The 16,951-nt window shown below is 38.3% G+C and carries 17 protein-coding genes; 6 read left to right on the top strand and 11 right to left on the bottom strand.

The genetic code is table 11. The features are described from left to right. Window positions 1-64: 64 nt before the first annotated feature. A complete protein-coding gene (locus HW347_RS01815) occupies window positions 65-499 on the top strand; it encodes a lipocalin-like domain-containing protein (protein ID WP_214610250.1) in 435 nt (144 codons plus the stop codon). A 76-nt stretch (window positions 500-575) separates the two neighbouring features. Here HW347_RS01815 and HW347_RS01810 read toward each other — a convergent pair whose 3' ends face one another. The 3 genes from HW347_RS01810 to HW347_RS01800 all read right to left on the bottom strand — a co-directional run bounded on the left by HW347_RS01810 (window position 576) and on the right by HW347_RS01800 (window position 5,750). Beyond that, window positions 576-3,044, bottom strand: coding sequence for a ligase-associated DNA damage response DEXH box helicase (locus HW347_RS01810; protein ID WP_214610249.1), 2,469 nt, complete (start codon window positions 3,042-3,044; stop codon window positions 576-578). A gap of 7 nt (window positions 3,045-3,051) precedes the next feature. Next, entirely contained in the window at window positions 3,052-4,653 is a 1,602-nt protein-coding gene (locus HW347_RS01805; RefSeq protein WP_214610730.1) for an ATP-dependent DNA ligase, read from the bottom strand. Between the two features lie 62 nt (window positions 4,654-4,715). Further along, a complete protein-coding gene (locus HW347_RS01800) occupies window positions 4,716-5,750 on the bottom strand; it encodes a ligase-associated DNA damage response exonuclease (protein ID WP_214610248.1) in 1,035 nt (344 codons plus the stop codon). A gap of 148 nt (window positions 5,751-5,898) precedes the next feature. Here HW347_RS01800 and HW347_RS01795 point away from each other — a divergent pair, with 148 nt between their 5' ends. Continuing rightward, the gene (locus HW347_RS01795) at window positions 5,899-6,321 is read left to right on the top strand and encodes a tellurite resistance TerB family protein (RefSeq protein ID WP_214610247.1); all 423 of its coding nucleotides are present in this window, start codon (window positions 5,899-5,901) and stop codon (window positions 6,319-6,321) included. 141 nt (window positions 6,322-6,462) lie between these two features. Here the strand turns inward: HW347_RS01795 and fbp are convergent, their stop codons facing one another. After that, on the bottom strand, window positions 6,463-7,473 hold the full coding sequence (gene fbp / locus HW347_RS01790) for a class 1 fructose-bisphosphatase (RefSeq protein WP_214610246.1): 1,011 nt from the start codon (window positions 7,471-7,473) through the stop codon (window positions 6,463-6,465). A gap of 110 nt (window positions 7,474-7,583) precedes the next feature. Here fbp and HW347_RS01785 point away from each other — a divergent pair, with 110 nt between their 5' ends. The 4 genes from HW347_RS01785 (at window position 7,584) to HW347_RS01770 (ending at window position 11,649) form a co-directional block, all read left to right on the top strand. Then, window positions 7,584-8,060: a GNAT family N-acetyltransferase gene (locus HW347_RS01785; RefSeq protein ID WP_214610245.1), complete on the top strand. Its 477-nt coding sequence runs from the start codon at window positions 7,584-7,586 to the stop codon at window positions 8,058-8,060. A 14-nt stretch (window positions 8,061-8,074) separates the two neighbouring features. Then, window positions 8,075-8,410: a n-acetylglutamate synthase gene (locus HW347_RS01780; protein WP_214610244.1), complete on the top strand. Its 336-nt coding sequence runs from the start codon at window positions 8,075-8,077 to the stop codon at window positions 8,408-8,410. A gap of 75 nt (window positions 8,411-8,485) precedes the next feature. Next, entirely contained in the window at window positions 8,486-9,736 is a 1,251-nt protein-coding gene (locus HW347_RS01775) for an aspartate kinase (RefSeq protein WP_214610243.1), read from the top strand. An 89-nt stretch (window positions 9,737-9,825) separates the two neighbouring features. Continuing rightward, window positions 9,826-11,649, top strand: coding sequence for a GNAT family N-acyltransferase (locus HW347_RS01770; protein WP_214610242.1), 1,824 nt, complete (start codon window positions 9,826-9,828; stop codon window positions 11,647-11,649). A 1-nt stretch (window position 11,650) separates the two neighbouring features. Here the strand turns inward: HW347_RS01770 and HW347_RS01765 are convergent, their stop codons facing one another. From HW347_RS01765 to HW347_RS01735, 7 genes are all read right to left on the bottom strand, one after another. After that, window positions 11,651-12,151 carry a GNAT family N-acetyltransferase gene (locus HW347_RS01765; protein ID WP_214610241.1) on the bottom strand — a complete coding sequence of 167 codons (501 nt, stop codon included), beginning with the start codon at window positions 12,149-12,151 and terminating at the stop codon, window positions 11,651-11,653. 23 nt (window positions 12,152-12,174) lie between these two features. Next, window positions 12,175-12,573: a YtxH domain-containing protein gene (locus tag HW347_RS01760; RefSeq protein WP_214610240.1), complete on the bottom strand. Its 399-nt coding sequence runs from the start codon at window positions 12,571-12,573 to the stop codon at window positions 12,175-12,177. A 121-nt stretch (window positions 12,574-12,694) separates the two neighbouring features. Continuing rightward, on the bottom strand, window positions 12,695-13,066 hold the full coding sequence (locus tag HW347_RS01755) for a VOC family protein (RefSeq protein ID WP_214610239.1): 372 nt from the start codon (window positions 13,064-13,066) through the stop codon (window positions 12,695-12,697). An 83-nt stretch (window positions 13,067-13,149) separates the two neighbouring features. After that, window positions 13,150-14,112: a 2-hydroxyacid dehydrogenase gene (locus tag HW347_RS01750; RefSeq protein ID WP_214610729.1), complete on the bottom strand. Its 963-nt coding sequence runs from the start codon at window positions 14,110-14,112 to the stop codon at window positions 13,150-13,152. A 196-nt stretch (window positions 14,113-14,308) separates the two neighbouring features. Then, a complete protein-coding gene (gene mgtE / locus HW347_RS01745; RefSeq protein WP_214610238.1) occupies window positions 14,309-15,661 on the bottom strand; it encodes a magnesium transporter in 1,353 nt (450 codons plus the stop codon). Window positions 15,662-15,809: 148 nt separating this feature from the next. After that, window positions 15,810-16,673 (bottom strand): 16S rRNA (adenine(1518)-N(6)/adenine(1519)-N(6))-dimethyltransferase RsmA, encoded by an 864-nt coding sequence (rsmA, locus tag HW347_RS01740; protein ID WP_214610237.1) that lies wholly within the window; start codon window positions 16,671-16,673, stop codon window positions 15,810-15,812. A gap of 9 nt (window positions 16,674-16,682) precedes the next feature. Then, complete coding sequence (locus HW347_RS01735; RefSeq protein ID WP_394370266.1) at window positions 16,683-16,862, bottom strand: gamma-glutamylcyclotransferase; 180 nt, start codon at window positions 16,860-16,862, stop codon at window positions 16,683-16,685. Window positions 16,863-16,951: the final 89 nt, after the last annotated feature.

Genomic DNA, 16,951 nt, shown 5'->3' with positions numbered 1-16,951 from the left:
TAATAAATCGAGAAGTGAACCGTTTTGTAAAAAATCATAATTAAAAACCCAAATTTTTGACCTTATGAAAAAAGTATTTATTTTATTTAGTGCGCTGACGCTTGGTTTCTTTACCTCTTGTAGTGATGATGATAGTGAAGATAGCCCGGAAAACTCTCTAATGGGCTCTTGGCAACTTACGGCAGAGTTTGAAAACGGTGAAACTTACCAGCTTGATAATTGCGATTTAGAAGAAACAATTATTTTTAAATCTGATGGAATCTATGATTTGATAGATTACAATCCAGTTGAAGGAAATGAGAATGAATGTGCTATAGATGAAGATGGTTTAGAGTCAGGCGAATGGTCACTACCTTCTTCTGGTAAAATATTAATTGTTACTGATAGTGATGAGAACGTTCTTGAATATTCAATTTCAGGAAATGAACTTACTATTACAGCTGTAGATGAATACGAAGGAGAAACAGATGTTAACAAATATGTTTACGTTAAGAAATAGTCTGTAAAATTGAGCTTAGCTCAATCACTTAGATATTTGAAACCTGTTAGAACTTATATGTTTTAGCAGGTTTTTTTTATTTCTTCATCAATATGGCAGACATACGTTTAATACGGTCAGCTAATTTTTCACTAGATAGTTTCTCCCTACTCATACGGTCGGTAATTAATGGAAAGGCAAAAGGAGTAGCTTTTTCACATGGTTTCCAAACAATCTCCTGTTCAGCAATACGTTCTAGGGAAAGCCGCAAACGCCCTTCTTCCAGCTGGTGCTGAAAGGTTTCCGTAAAAGCTTGTTGAAAGAGTAGGTTTTCTGGTTCGTAATCTCGGAAAACTTCAAAAAGCAATTGGGAGTTACTTTGCAAATGTTTCATTTTAACGCCCTTGTTTGGATAGCCAGTAAATACCATACCACTTATAATTGCGATGTCCCGAAATTTACGACGGGCCATTTCTGTGGCGTTCAGGCTTTTTTGTAAATCGTCCAGTAAATATTCAGCTGTAAATAAATCATTGTCTAGGACTTGTTGTATGTCTATCTGTTGGTCAGAAAGCAACTCAAAACCATAGTCGTTAAATGCTAGTGAAAAGGTAATAGGAGATAATAAGCTGATGCGATAGCCCAAAAGACTGCCCATGGCCTCGTGAACAAAACGTCCTTCAAAAGGATAGAAAACATGGTGGTAACCTTCTCGGGTTTTAAAGGTTTCGATTAGGAATTCATTGGGTTTGGGAACAATACTTTCACGACGTTGACGCTCGAATATATGGGCTAACGAACGTATTTCAACCGATTGGTATTTTTTATCTTCACTGGAAGTATACAGTTCTTCTCGTAGTAATTTAGACATCTGGGCGGATAGGGTCATACGACTTCCGGACCAACTAGAAATTTTATTGGTCTTTTTGGTCGAGTTACGTACGTGTACCTGCATATCCTTTATTCTGATAAATTCTAGGTTTCTTCCCGCAAACGTAAAAACATCGCCTCTATTTAATTTCGAAATAAAGAACTCTTCTATGGAGCCAATATATCCTCCCTTTTGATAACGAACGGTAAGGTTAACATCGCCCACAATAGTACCAATCTGAAAACGGTGCCGCATGGCAACGCCACGGTTATTTACTTTAAATTTTCCGTCTTCTTCAACTTCCACTTTTTTGTATTCGTCATAGGACTGCAAACTCTGACTTCCCATAACCAAAAAGTTGAGCAACCATTGCCATTGGTCTAAGGTCAAAGTTTGATAACAGAATGTTTGGCGGACTTCTTCATAAATTTCATCAGGATAGAATCCGTCAGAAATAGCCAGCGTAGTCAAATATTGCAGCAGTACATCGTAGCAGTTGAGGTAGGGCATACGGTCTTCTACTGCATTTTTCTTTACAGCTTGCTGCAGGGCGGAAGCTTCAATAAGCTCAATGGCGTGGGTGGGTAAAAAGTAAATCACACTTTCCTCCCCAGGGCGATGTCCGCTACGGCCGGCCCGTTGTAGAAAACGAGCAACCCCTTTGGGGCCGCCTATCTGGACAACGGTCTCTACGGGGGCAAAATCAACCCCTAAGTCCAAACTAGAAGTGCAGACAACAGCTTTTAATTCTTCATTTCTGATGGCATTCTCTACCCAATTGCGGGTATCTTTATTAATACTGCCATGATGCATGGCAATATCGCCTGCATATTCAGGATGTTTTTCCAGAATTTTCTGGAACCATATTTCACATTGGCTACGTGTATTTGTGAAAAGTAGGGTAGTTCTGCTGTTGTTGATTATAGGAACAACATCTTCAAGCAAATGCAATCCTAAATGCCCACGCCACGGGAAGGTTTCCATCTTTTTTGGGATGATGCTCTTAACGGTGATTTTCTTTTTAATGTTCGCCCTAATCATCACCGAGTTTTCTAAGGCTTCCGTTTCGGGGCCGAGCAGTACATCTCGTGCCTGTTCCAGATTGCCTATGGTTGCGGAAATTCCCCAAATACGAAGGTCTTTTGAAATGGTTTTCAGTCGGGATAAGGCCAGTTCCATCTGAACTCCACGTTTGGTGCCTAACAGCTCGTGCCACTCGTCAACTACAATAGCAGAGCAGTCCTTGAAAATTTTATCGTAGCCCTTTGTGGCCAGTAAGAGTTGTAGGCTTTCGGGCGTAGTAATCAGCAAATCGGGCATTTGCTTTTTTTGACTCGCCCGTTCTTTAGTATTTGTATCCCCAGTGCGGATGCCAACGGTCATTTGCGTTTCCAAATCGGCAGTGACTCGTTCCGCGGATTGTCTAATTTCTTGGGAAAGGGCCCGTAATGGGGTAATCCATATCGCTTTTAATCCTTTTTTGTGCTTGGTCTTGTACTGTGGATTGTTTTTGATGTAGTTCAGAACAATAGGAAACCAAAGAGCATAGGTTTTGCCACTCCCTGTTGGAGCATTCAATAATCCGTTTTTACCCCGAAGGAAGGCTTTCCAAGTATCTTTTTGAAACTTGAAGGGCTTCCAGTTCTGTTGGTCGAACCAATTTTGGGCAATATGGTAAAGTTCTTCTCTATTCATGTATCGGTTAGGGAATCATCAACTTTAAATCTTCTAAGGAATTGGCTTCGTGAATGCTTTTATCTTTTCGCCATCTCAATATTCTTGGAAACCTTGTGGCAACCCCGCTTTTATGTCGCTTAGATAATGCAATACCTTCAAAGGCAATTTCGAAAACATGGTGGGGCGTAACCGAACGTACCGGTCCAAAGCGTTCCAGAGTATTTTTCTTGATCCAGGCATCTACCTTTCTAAACTCGGCATCTGTAAGGCCTGAATACGCTTTGGCAAAAGTAACCAGTTCTTTTTCACCTTCATCATTCTCGTTCCAGAGGGCAAAGGTGTAATCCGTAAATAAATTGCTACGCCTACCATGTCCTCGCATGGCATAGGTAAGCACGGCATCAATAGTCAACGGGTCTACTTTCCATTTCCACCAATCGCCTTTTTTTCGACCGACTAAATAAGGGGAGTCTTTATGTTTTAGCATAAGCCCTTCACTGAACATTTCACGGGAACGTTCCCTTTCTTTGGCGGCCTCTTCCCATGAATTAAAATGTATGGTTTCTGAAAGGTGAAAAGGTAAGTCTGTATGGTTTGTTTCCTTGAATAATCTTTCTAAGATAACCCTACGTTCGGTAAAAGGTTTGTTTCTAATATCTTTTCCTTCCCATTCTAAAATATCATAGGCCTTTAAAATAACAGGGACTTTCTTGAGTAAAGCCTTTGAAACCGTTTTGCGACCTATGCGTGTCTGTAAATCATTAAAGGTGCCTATTTGCCCATCTATATAGGGTAATATTTCTCCATCAATTACAGTACCGTTTGGTATTTTTTGAATGAATAGGTTGAATTCCGGGTACTTATCGGTTACTAATTCTTCACCACGGCTCCAGACAAAAAGCTCATCATTTCTAAGGATAACCTGTGAACGGATACCGTCCCACTTATGTTCTGCCGACCAATGGGTGACATCGCCTAAATCTTGTGGTTCATTTTCAATGGCGTAGGCTAGATAAAACGGATAGGGTTTGGATAGATAATCGCTTTCGTTTTCTTCTAAAATAAGTTCTTGAAAGGTGATTTTATTAGGGTCCCAATTCCCCATGAGTTTATATGCCAAGATATCCTCATCTATTTCAGTTGCCTTGGCTAAGGCTCGGGTCATTAATTTTTGACTGACGCCAATACGGAACCCTCCGGTAATCAATTTGGTAAAAACAAAACGTTCGTAGTAATCAAGAACTTTCCAGTTCTCAAAGAGGTAAGTTTTTTTATCGACATCTGATTTCTTCTTTAACGAAATCATCTCCTCTAGAAATTGGGTCAGTGTTTTTTCTGTAGATGTTTTGCTCGAAGGAACAATTAGGGCAATGGTTTCCGCCAAATCGCCCACAATATGATAGCTCTCTTCAAATAGCCAAAGGGGTATATTCGCCAATTCCGAAGCCCATTCGCGCAATAGCGTTGTGTTTACGGGTCTTGGTGGTCTGCGATGAGATAGAATAGCAATGGTCCATACCTTATCCGTATCATTAGCAACCTGAAAATAATCTGCTAAAGCCTGAACCTTTACATTGGTTTTATTTGTGCTGTCTAATGTTTTGATGAGTGCGGCAAAACCTCTCATGCCAAGTTCATTTGAAGCAATGGCTGTTGGGCTATCAATCTCCGATGTGTTTTGTGGTTGCTTCATGATGTTTGCTTCTCTAAAGTTGCTGTTTCATCAGTAGCGGTATTATCTTCCTCGTCTCCATACTGAGTTTCTTCGGTACGTGCATCATAACCCTGTTCGCGCAGGTATCTAGAAAATATTTCCGTATACCCGTGGGTGCAGATAATTTTTTCCGCTCCGGTGGCTTCAATGCTGGATAAAAGTCCTTGCCAATCGCAATGGTCGCTCAAAACGAAACCTTTATCAATAGCCCGACGCCGGCGGGCTCCGCGAAAGGTCATCCAACCACTTGCTGAAGCTGTTACATATGGCACCATTTTACGAATCCACGTGCTTCCGTGGGCACTGGGTGGTGCAAGAACAATGTTTCCCAATAGTTCTTCTTTTTTGGTTTCCTTAGTAATCAGGGTCGTTTCAGGGAAATCTACTAAAGGGCGCAATACTTGGGTCATGTTTTCAATGGCGCCATGCGTGTATATTTTTCCGATATCGGTGTTAAGATATTTTAGAAGCCGTTGTGCCTTGCCTAGACTGTACCCGAATAAAATCGAAGTTTTGCCTTCAGATTTGTTCTCTGCCCACCATTGGTTGATATTCTCGAAAACCTCTTGCTGAGGTGTCCACTTAAAAGCAGGCAGTCCAAAAGTACATTCGGTTATGAAAGTATCGCATTTAATGGATTCATAGGGAGTTGATATACCATCGTTTTCGGTTTTGTAATCGCCCGTAAACACCCATATTTCACCTTTGTGTTCTACCCTAATTTGGGAAGATCCAATAATATGTCCGGCCGGATATAAGGTGAATTTCACATTATTGACCAGAAAAGTCTCGCCCCATTCTTTTCCCGTCACACTAATTTCGCCCAAACGATGACTAATTATAGGAACATTTCTATGATGCGTAATATATTGTTTATGTCCCCATCTACTATGATCTGCATGACCGTGAGAAATTATAGCCTTATCTACAGGTTTCCATGGGTCTAAATAAACCTTGGCAGCACTGCAATAGATGCCTTTATCGGTGAATTCAAGAAGTGGATTTTTCATAGTTTTTGAAAGTTACGGAATGTTCTAAAATGACGTAGATCCTAATCTATATGCGGATAGTACCTAATTAAGGGACCAAAATAATCATTCAGTAAGAGGTGAATGACCTCTAAAAAAATTATATTTGCTGCCAATAAAATTGATATTTATGGCAATCGCAGATTTATATAGTAGTGGTGAGCACAGGAGAAACCTAGCTCATTTTGCAGCTATTGCAACTTTGGCTAGTGTAGATGGTGAAATAAGCTCAGAAGAAAAAAGTATGTTGGACCGCTTTGCGGCTAAGCTAGATATTACTGAAACTGAGTATAAGGAGGTGTTGAAAAAGGATAATAAATACCCTATTGACCCACCACATACTTCAGAAAATAGACTTGAGCGTGTTTATGATCTTTTTCGTATTATTTTTTCAGACCATCATATAGATAATGAAGAAATGGTGCTATTGAAGAAATACGCAATTGGTTTGGGCTTTTCAGGAGATCAAGCTGATAAGGTAATTGAGAAATCTGTCGCTATTTTTAGTGGTCGAATAGATTTTGATGATTATGTATATCTTTTGAAACACTAAGGAACTTAAAAAAAGCCCCGGAAAAATTTTAAATTTTTCCGGGGCTTTTTTTTGTTCTAAACTGCCATGAATTCTTTGGCTTTCTTAGCCATCAGGCGGCTGCTATATAAAAAGGTAGTAATTACCTTCGTATTTCATTTATTAATGGTATTTCTCCAAGAATTCTTGAAGTTTATTTACCATGTTTTTGCTCCCACAAAAGAAAGGTACGCGCTGGTGTAACTCCGTTGGATTAATATCCATAATACGCGTTTTACCACCTGTAGCCATTCCGTTAGCTTGTTCAGCTATAAATGCCATCGGATTACATTCGTATAGCAAACGTAATTTACCTTCTTGGGTTACACTACTTTTAGGATACATATAGATACCACCTTTAATCATATTTCTATGAAAATCAGATACTAAAGAACCAATATATCTAGAAGTATAAGGTCTGTCACCTTCTTCTTGTTGACAATACTTGATATAGTCTTTCACCCCCTGGTGAAAATGCATGTATTTTCCTTCGTTTACAGAATAAATGCTTCCATCTTCAGGAAACTGCATGTTAGGGTGTGATAGATAAAAAGTACCAATAGCAGGGTTTAATGTGAATCCGTTTACACCATCTCCTGTTGTGTAAACAAGCATGGTAGAAGTTCCGTAAACAACATATCCTGCTGCAACCTGTTGGTTTCCTGGTTGTAGAAAATCCTCTAAGGTAACAGGTGTACCTACAGGAGTAACTCTGCGGTAAATTGAGAAAATGGTACCCACAGAGACATTTACATCTACGTTAGACGAGCCATCTAATGGGTCAATTAGAACCACATATTTGTTCTGGTTACGCTCATCATTACTGTTTATAGATATAAAATCATCTTCCTCTTCAGAGGCTATTCCACAAACAATCTCTCGGTTGGCAAGTGTATTTATAAATTTTTCATTGGCGAATACATCCAATTTCTGTTGGTCTTCGCCTTGAATATTAGTCTCCCCAGCTTTACCAAGAATATCTACTAGGCCTGCTTTGTTAACCTCATGGTTGACCACTTTTGCTGCCAAACGAATGGCATTGATCAATTTAGAAAGCTCACCGGAGGAATATTGAAACGAATCTTGATTTTCAATAATAAATTCTCCTAGAGTTTGGTTTTTTTTAGTGTGCATGTATAGACTGTTTATTTGACCACAAATATCGGCAATTTTGTGAAACTATGACCCTTTGGTTTATATTTGAACTTTTAAATTTATAACTTTGTGTTTTATTTGTAACAATTATGAACTATTCAATTCGGGAAGCACAAGAGGGTGATATGTCACAAGTACTGACCCTTATTAAGGAACTGGCTATTTTTGAAAAAGAATCTAATGCGGTAGAAGTAACCGTAGAAGATTTGAAAAAAGACGGTTTTGGTGAGAAAAAACTTTTCCATTGTTTCATTGGTGAAACAAATGGTGAAATAGTAGGAATGGCATTGGTCTACCCAAGATACTCTACATGGAAAGGTCCAATCATTCACTTAGAAGACCTTATCGTTACGGAAAAAATGCGTGGTAGCGGATTAGGAAGTGCGCTTTTGAAGGAAGTGGTGAAATACGGAAATAACCTTGGAGTACGGAGGATTTGTTGGGAAGTATTGGACTGGAACGAACCTGCTATTGCTTTCTATGAAAAGAATGGTGCACGAGTTATGCGAGATTGGGATGTAGTTCAATTAGATGAAAACGGAATTAAAGCATTTTTGGACCTTTAATAAGAGTTGTTTTTATGAATTACGATGGTAAAAAGTTTCGACCCTTACAGAATTCCAATAATGGAGAGACTACCCAAGATACTATCTTTCATTACCAACAAACAGGAAATATACTTATTTCTGAATACGCTGGCGGAAAAATAGTAAAGGGACATCTTATTGGTTTGGTAGGTGATGATGGAAATATAGATATGCGTTATCATCAAGTTAATACAGATGGTGAGCTAATGACTGGTTTTTGTTCGTCAAAACCAGAGATTACCAAAGACGGAAAAATAAGATTGCATGAAAGCTGGCAGTGGACTTCTGGAGACAGGTCTAAAGGCAACTCTATACTAGAAGAGCTTTAGCCATTTTTCAACATAAAGAAATAAGAAAAAAATACTTTTTCCATTAAGCGGAAATAAGAATAAAGATTCAAGAATATGCGAGTATTTAAGTTTGGTGGTGCATCCGTAAAAGATGCTGATGGAGTAAAAAACGTAGTTAGTGTATTAGAGCAAACAGGCCATGATAATACTATCGTAATCGTATCCGCAATGGGTAAGACCACGAATGCTATGGAAGCTACGGTTAACGCTTATTTTAGTGATAAGTCTGCTTTGAAAGCTGCTTTTCAAGAAACTATAGCCTATCATGATGCAATACTTAAAGATCTTTTCCCAAATACAAATCATGAAGTTTTTGCTCAGGTAAAAGGCTTGTTTGATGAGGTGCAGGGGTTTCTGGCATGGAACAAATCGCCTAATTATAACTTTGTTTATGATCAGGTTGTGGGTTACGGAGAGTTGGTGTCTACAACTATATTAAATGCTTATTTAAACGAGGTAGGCATCAAAAGCAACTGGATAGATATTCGCGATTTTATCAAAACCAACGATATTTATCGTGATGTTTCTGTGAATTGGGAAAAGACCCAAGAAACGATATCTAAAGGTGTTGATAAATCTAAATTGAATATAACCCAAGGTTTTTTGGGTAGTGATGATAATAATTTTACAACTACATTGGGTAGGGAAGGTTCCGATTATACGGCAGCTATTCTGGCGTATTGCTTAAATGCAGATTCTGTTACTATATGGAAAGATGTGCCAGGTGTTTTAAATGCCGATCCACGTTATTTTACGGAAACGCAACTACTTAATAATATATCGTATCGTGAGGCAATTGAACTTGCTTTCTACGGAGCTTCGGTAATTCACCCAAAAACATTACAACCGTTACAGCAAAAGGAAATTCCGCTTCACGTAAAATCATTTATTAATCCAAAGGACCCAGGTACTACGGTAGGTAAAGGAGTAGGTATAGAACCAAAAGTACCATGTTTTATAGTTAAGAAAGACCAAGTACTGATGAAGTTGTCATCCTTAGATTTTTCGTTTATCGTAGAAGATAGTATTAGTGAGCTCTTTAAATTATTCCATGACCATAAGATGAAAGTTGGCCTGATTCAGAATTCGGCAATTAGTTTTTCAGTCTGTGTAGATAATCGTTTTGGTAGGTTGGAAGACCTTTTGAATCTTCTAAAAAGCAGATTCAAAGTTGCTCATCATGAAGGTGTATCTCTTTATACTATTAGACATTTTGATGAAAAGGCAATTGAGTCTTTGCAAAACGGACATGAAGTTCTGTTAGAACAAAGGGGTAAAGAGACTTTACAGTTAGTCGTAAAGTAATCTTGCCGCTGCAGGTCTAAATTTGTTAAAAAGGGGTTCTCCTCTTGCGTTTTTCCTATCTTAGCGGTCTCCTAATTGATAAATGAACTATGGGTTTAGTGACCGCGAAAGAAGTGGCCAAAGCTACCAAACTTGATAAATACGGAGTTTTTGGTACTTTTTCGGCTTGGGTATTGCTTAGGGTCACGAAGATTTCTAACATGAACAGGCGTTACGATAAGATGAGTCATCTAGATGGCCCTGATTTTTTAGATGCAGTTCTTGAGGAGTACGAGATTGATTATGAGATTCCCGAAGAAGATTTAAAACGCTTACCCAAAGAAGGTCCTTATATCACCGTAAGTAATCACCCTTTAGGTGGTATGGATGGTATTGTTCTGCTGAAGTTAATGCTTCGCCACAGACCCGATTACAAGGTGATGGCTAATTTTCTTTTACAACGTTTTAAGCCATTAGCACAATATATATTCCCAGTTAATCCGTTTGAAGACAGGAAGGAAGCTAAGAGCAGTATAGCAGGTTTCAAGAATGCTATGTTGCACTTAAGAGAAGGCCATCCTATTGGTATTTTTCCTGCAGGAGAAGTATCTACAAAAAAAGAAGGCAAGATTGCCGTAGACAAACCTTGGGAAGAAACTGCGATTAAACTTATTAGAAAGGCAGAAGTGCCTGTTGTACCCATATATTTTCATGCTAAAAACAGTAAGTTGTTTTATCGCCTTGCGAAAATCAGCGGAGTCTTTAGAACTGCAAAGCTGCCATCTGAAGTGTATTCTCAGAGAAATAGGCCTATTAAGATACGGATTGGGCAACCTATTTCTGTAGCAACTCAGAATGAGCAAAAGACCTTGGAAGAGTATACGGACCTACTACGCAAAAAAACGTATATACTTGCCAATGCTTACGAAAAGGAGAGGTTGATTGACCAAATACCTACTTCATTAAAATTGCCGAAACAACCACGAAAAATAGTTCAGCCAGTAGCATCTGAGGTTATTGAATCTGAAATAGAAAAGCTTGCTGAAAATGACAGGCGATTGCTGCAGAGTAAGAATTACGAGGTGTTTTTGGCGCCTGCTAATGAAATACCATTTACCCTTCAAGAAATTGGACGTCAGCGGGAGATTACCTTTCGTGAAATTGGGGAGGGTACCAATAACTCCATAGATATTGATGAGTTCGATGCTTATTATCACCATATGTTTTTATGGGACAATGAAGCAAAGGTAATTGCCGGAGCCTATCGTATGGGGCTTGGGTCAGAGATTTTTGCCAAACACGGGATTAATGGTTTCTACTTGCAGGACCTCTTTCGTTTTGAACCCGAACTTTTTGATATGATGAGCCATTCTATTGAAATGGGCAGGGCTTATATCGTAAAAGAGTATCAGCTAAAACCAATGCCTTTATTTTTACTATGGAAGGGAATTGTACATACCACATTAAGACATCCTGAGCATAAGTATTTGATTGGTGGCGTGAGTATCAGTAATCAGTTTTCTAATTTCTCTAAATCTTTAATGATCGAGTTCATGAAAAGTAACTATTGGGATCCCTATGTAGCCCAATATATCCGCCCTAAAAAGGAATTTAAGGTAAAACTAAAAGATGCAGATAAAGAGTTTGTTTTTGATGAAACTCAGGCTGATTTGAATAAGTTTGATAAGCTGATTGATGAAGTGGAGCCAGGAAGTCTTAGGCTACCAGTATTGATTAAGAAGTACATCAAACAAAATGCGAAAGTAGTAGCCTTCAACGTAGATCCATTGTTCAACAACGCAATAGATGGGTTAATGTATATTAAGATTGCAGATTTACCACAAAGTACTGTAAAACCTGTTATGGAAGAGTTTCAGGCAGAATTGGAGCGTAAATTTATGGAGTCTCAAGAAAACGTAGAAGGGCAGGACTAAGTTAATTAGTCCCAACTATTTTACTTCTTCTTTCAAATAATAAGTTGTCTTTCCAAATTCCATCTCTTTGGGCAATTCGTTCGCGTTTCCCTATATATCTAAAACCCATTTTTTCGTGAAGTTTAATGCTGCCATTATTTTCAGGAAATATCCCTGACTGCAATGTCCAAAGGCCGCTTTCTTCACTTTGCGTAATTAGAGCTTGCATTAATTTAGAACCTACGCCTTTTCCTTGGGCATGTGTTGATATGTATATGCTTACTTCTGCAACGCCACTATACACCGCTCTTTTTGATACAGGAGAAAGTGCTGCCCACCCCATACATTTATCGCCTAAAAAAGCAACTAGTCTGCACTTTTCAAGATGATTAGTAGACCAAGCTTCATAAGTTGGTGTTTGCTGTTCAAAAGTAGCATAGCCCGTGGATATCCCTTCAGAATATATTTTAGAAACGGATGGCCAATCTTCAGGTAACATGGCTCTTAGTTCTATTTCAATCATTTTCTGAGGGTGCAGATTTTGTTTTATAGACCTTTAAACCAATCTTGAAAATACTCACCTACTACAACAGTAAGATTCATTTTGTTGCTGGCTGCATTTATTAAGCTCATTATAATCAATACAAGTCCTATTACGGCGGCAAAACAACCTACAATAGGTATGATACCCAAAACAATGGTCAGTAGCCAAATTCCGAGTGTTTGACGAATATAGAAGCTCCCAAACTCAGTTCTGTTCTGAGAGTTCATTATAAGTGCTACAACCCACCCTATAATAGTAAGGTGAGCTATAATGGCCACAATTTTACCGTTGTCCGGACTATTGGGGTCAAAAGTTTTCTTTACCTCTTCTTTAAAATCATCTGCCGCTTTCTTGGCATCATCTGCAAAGTCTTTTCCAAAATCTTTATTCTCGTCTGCCATTGTATTGGTTTTGTTGATTATAAAATTTTAAGTGTAACTAGTTTATTCGAAAATAAAAAGGTAATGTATACTGGTTCACATAACTAATTTGTTCCTTGAAACTTATAGGCGAATTTTATTGCTAAATATGTTGGTCAATCAAGATGGGATTACCGTCCGGGTCCTTCAGTATAATATTTGCAGGTCCGCTAGATTTTTCATCTGCTTCTAGGTCTAGTTCAACATCTTTGTTCTTAAGTTGCTTTTGAATTTCCCGAATATCCATAAAAGAATCAAGAGCTTCAGCGTTGGAATTCCAACCTGGATTAAAAGTTAAGATATTCTGGTCGAACATTTCTTGAAAAAGGCCAATAGTAGCATTGCCGTTTTTCATGATTAACCAATTTTGAGAAATATCTCCTCCAAAAACAGAGAAGCCAAGAGTTTTGTAAAATTGTTTGGAAGCCTGAATGTTCTTGACATTCAGGCTTACTGAAAAGTTTCCTAATTGCATCGTTTTTGATTTTAGATGAATAAACTATACGCCTCATAATCCGATGGGGGAGGTATATGCAATTTGGACTATGGTCTTCTAAGTTAGCAAAATTTTGCCTTTACCTTATCTACTACAGTTTGAGCCAGTTTTTCAAGACTTTCTATCGTCCAACCAGCTACGTGAGGTGTAAGCAATACATTTTCTGCTTGAATCAGGTATTGAAAAGCTTCCGGCATTTTACTCAAGTCCGGAGTGCCACTAGCACTAATACCAAACATATTTTCAAAAGAGGCTTTTTCATATTCAAGTACATCTAGGCCAGCGCCTAAAACTTTACCTAATTTTAATCCCGACACTAAATCATCGCTGATAACAGCCTTGCCTCTTGCTGTGTTCAATATCCAAAAAGGGTTGTGAAACTTTTCTATAAACTCAGTGTTCACCATGCCAATAGTAAGTTCGGTTTGGGGAACATGTAGGCTTAGAACATCCGTACGTTGGTGCAGTTCCATAATGCCTACTTGGCGTGCATTTTCATCGCCTACACCACCTTGAATGTCATAACAGATAACTTCTACATCAAAACCACGGAGTTTTTTGGCAAAGGCTTTACCCATATTGCCATAACCAACAATGCCAACGGTTTTGCCATCTAATTCAATGCCACGGTTACCTTCGCGGTCCCATTTTCCCGTGCGAACTTCCCTATCGGCTTTTTGTAGTTTGTTGAAGAGTGATAGTAGCATGCCCAAAGTATGCTCTCCAACGGCATTTCTATTGCCTTCTGGAGCGGCGGCCAAGAATATATCATTGGCTTCGGCATGAAGAACATCAATATTTTCTAATCCAGCACCTAGTCTTCCTATAAATTTTAGTTTGGAAGCCTTGTTTAAAAATTCACTGTCAATGCTAAAACGGCTACGAATAATAAGTCCGTCGTATTCATGAATTTTAGCTTCAATTTCCGCTTTAGAAGAAGTGTAGTCCTCATCGTTCTGAAAACCTAATTCATTAAACTGTTCTATTAGTAGCGGATGGTTAACATCCACATGTAAAATTTTCATTTTTCCTTCCATAGTTCTTCTGGCGTTTTGCCTCTTTTCAAATTGTCAATATAGGTAGTATTCTTACGTTGGTAAGAAGCTTATATGTCGAAAAGGTTGTTGGTTCAGTTAAGGTGATTGTCTTTGATTAGAATGAAAATTTATATTTCATTATCTATTGAATAGTCACCAATGATGCTAAAGTAAATGTTTTGCGCTAGATGCCCAAGATAACCTTAGCAATCGAGAAATAAATAAGAATACCGAATATGTCATTACTAGTTGTAATAAAGGGCCCTGTAGCAATTGCAGGGTCAATACCACGTTTGTGTAAAAACAAGGGAATAAAAGTGCCAATGAAGCCGGCTACCAAAATAACGGCAATCAAAGACAAGCAAATAGATAATGAGGTAAGAAAATCACCTTTCCAGAGCCAAGTAAATATAAGTAAAATGGCTGCTAAGATAGAACCGTTGAGCAATGCTAGTAACATTTCTTTTATTAAACGATTCCCTACACTACCTTTTAAATCGTCATTGGCAAGGCCCTGAACGATAATGGCGCTAGATTGTACGCCTACGTTACCTGCCATAGCGGCAATTAACGGGGTAAAGAAGAACAATACGGCGTGTTGCTTTATCATTTCTTCAAACCCACCCATGATACCTGCTGCTCCAATACCACCTACTAGGCCTAAAAATAACCATGGAAGGCGCGCTCGGGTAAGGTCCCAAATGCTATCATCTGCTTCAACATCTTGCGAAATACCAGCTGCCATTTGATAATCTTTCTCCGCTTCCTCACGAATAACGTCTACAATATCATCAATAGTAATACGGCCAACCAAACGGCCAATTTCATCAACTACAGGAATGGCCTCTAAATCATATTTTGACATGATTTTAGCTACTTCCTCAGGTTTTTCGTTGACGTTTACATAATCAACTTTTGGTATATAAACTTCGCTAATATGGGTGCGCGTAGAGGTTGTCAGTAAATCTTTTAGAGACAGACGACCTTTTAATTTGTCATTATCATCTACTACGTAAATAGAGTGTACTCTAGTAACATTTTCTGCCTGGGCGCGCATTTCTTTTACGCATTTAAGTACATCCCAGTTTTCTCTAACCTTTACTAATTCTTTTGCCATAAGACCACCGGCAGAATTCTCATCATACCGCAAAAGGTCTACAATATGTTTGGCGTGATCACGATCTTCAAGTTCAGAAATAACCTCTTGGATAATTTCATTGGGAAGTTCTCCAATAATATCTGCGGCATCATCCGTATCTAGCTCGTCTAGTTCTTCCGCAATCTCTTTGGCAGATAGATTGTTTAAAATAGATTCACGCACATCTTCATCAAGTTCCGTAAGAACGTCAGAAGTTTTGTCGCTTTCAAGAAGCTTAATAATGTAGGTGGCTTCTTCTTCATTTAGCTCATCAATGATATCGGCAATATCAGCGTAATGAATATCATCCATAAGGTTTACCAAATTGGCATCCCCTCGGGATTCAATAAGCTGTTCTATTTCAGCTAGAAGTTCATCTGTGAGTTTAAACGGTGTCATTTTATGCTATCATATAAAACGGTTATGACGAAACTGCGGCAAAGCTAAAGAAAAACGCTTAAAGCTTTGTGCTCTTTACGATTTCTTAGCATGCTTTATTCATAAAATCTACTTTACTGGATGGTGTAGGTGGTTTTGGTAGAAATTTTTAGCCCAAATCTGATGCTATTTTTTTAGTCAATTCAATAAAATCAGCTACACTAAGTTGTTCTGGACGTTTATTAAAAATGATTTCTTCTCTAAGTTCCGGTGAAAGTTCAAATGTTTTTAAGCTGTTACGGATGGTCTTTCTACGTTGGTTGAAAGCAGCTTTTACAACTCTGAAGAATAATTTTTCATCGCAGTCTAGTGTAAACTCTTTTTTACGAACCAAGCGTAGTACGCCAGATTGTACTTTTGGTGGTGGGTCAAATACTTCGGGAGACACTGTAAATAGGTATTCTGCGTCATAATAGGCTTGAACTAATACCGATAAAATACCGTACGTTTTATTTCCTTCTCCTTCACAAATACGTTTGGCTACCTCCATTTGGAACATACCTGAAAACTCGGGTACTTGTTCCTTTATTTCCAACATTTTGAAAACAATTTGGGTAGATATATTGTATGGAAAGTTCCCGGTTATAGCAAATTGCTCATCACCAAAAAGAGTGGATATGTCATATTTTAAAAAATCTCCTTCTATTACCTGAAGGGTGCTTTTGCCCGACATCACTTCTGCGTGTTCTAGGGGAAAATTGTTGTTGAGGTAAACTATGGAGTCCGTATCAAGATCCATAGCTACGAGTTTCATGTCTTGTTTAAGTAGGTATTTTGTAAGCACACCGGTACCAGGGCCTATTTCTACAACATTTCTGTAACCATCTAAAGAAAGGGTATTTGCAATTTTTTCAGCAATCTCCTCATCTTTTAAAAAGTGCTGTCCTAGATGCTTTTTGGCTTTTACAGGACTATTTTCTTTCCAAGGTCTTGCAAATTTATTATCGTAGCTTTTCTTCTTTTTCTTGACCATATATTTCTTTTAAGCCTTTACATAAACCCAAGCGCTTTTGCCTGATTTTAAAACGACTTTTATTTTCTTGTATGCTTCACCTTCGTACAAATCTACTTTTAAAAACTCATTATCTTGCAGTTCGTAGACAATGCCTTCAATTTTACTTTCCTTATTAATGGCTTTTTCAATAACGAGGTATCTACCCATTATTTTTTCTAAGGAAATATAATATCCATTTAGAACATCTTGAATTCCAACCAACGTGCGTCCAAAAACTTATTTTTGGATAGAAAGGT

Source organism: Zobellia barbeyronii (assembly GCF_018603515.1).
In the GTDB taxonomy this organism is placed as follows: Bacteria; Bacteroidota; Bacteroidia; order Flavobacteriales; family Flavobacteriaceae; genus Zobellia; species Zobellia barbeyronii.
Note: the sequence above shows the minus strand (reverse complement) of the source record. Positions and strands in the feature narration are given on the sequence as shown.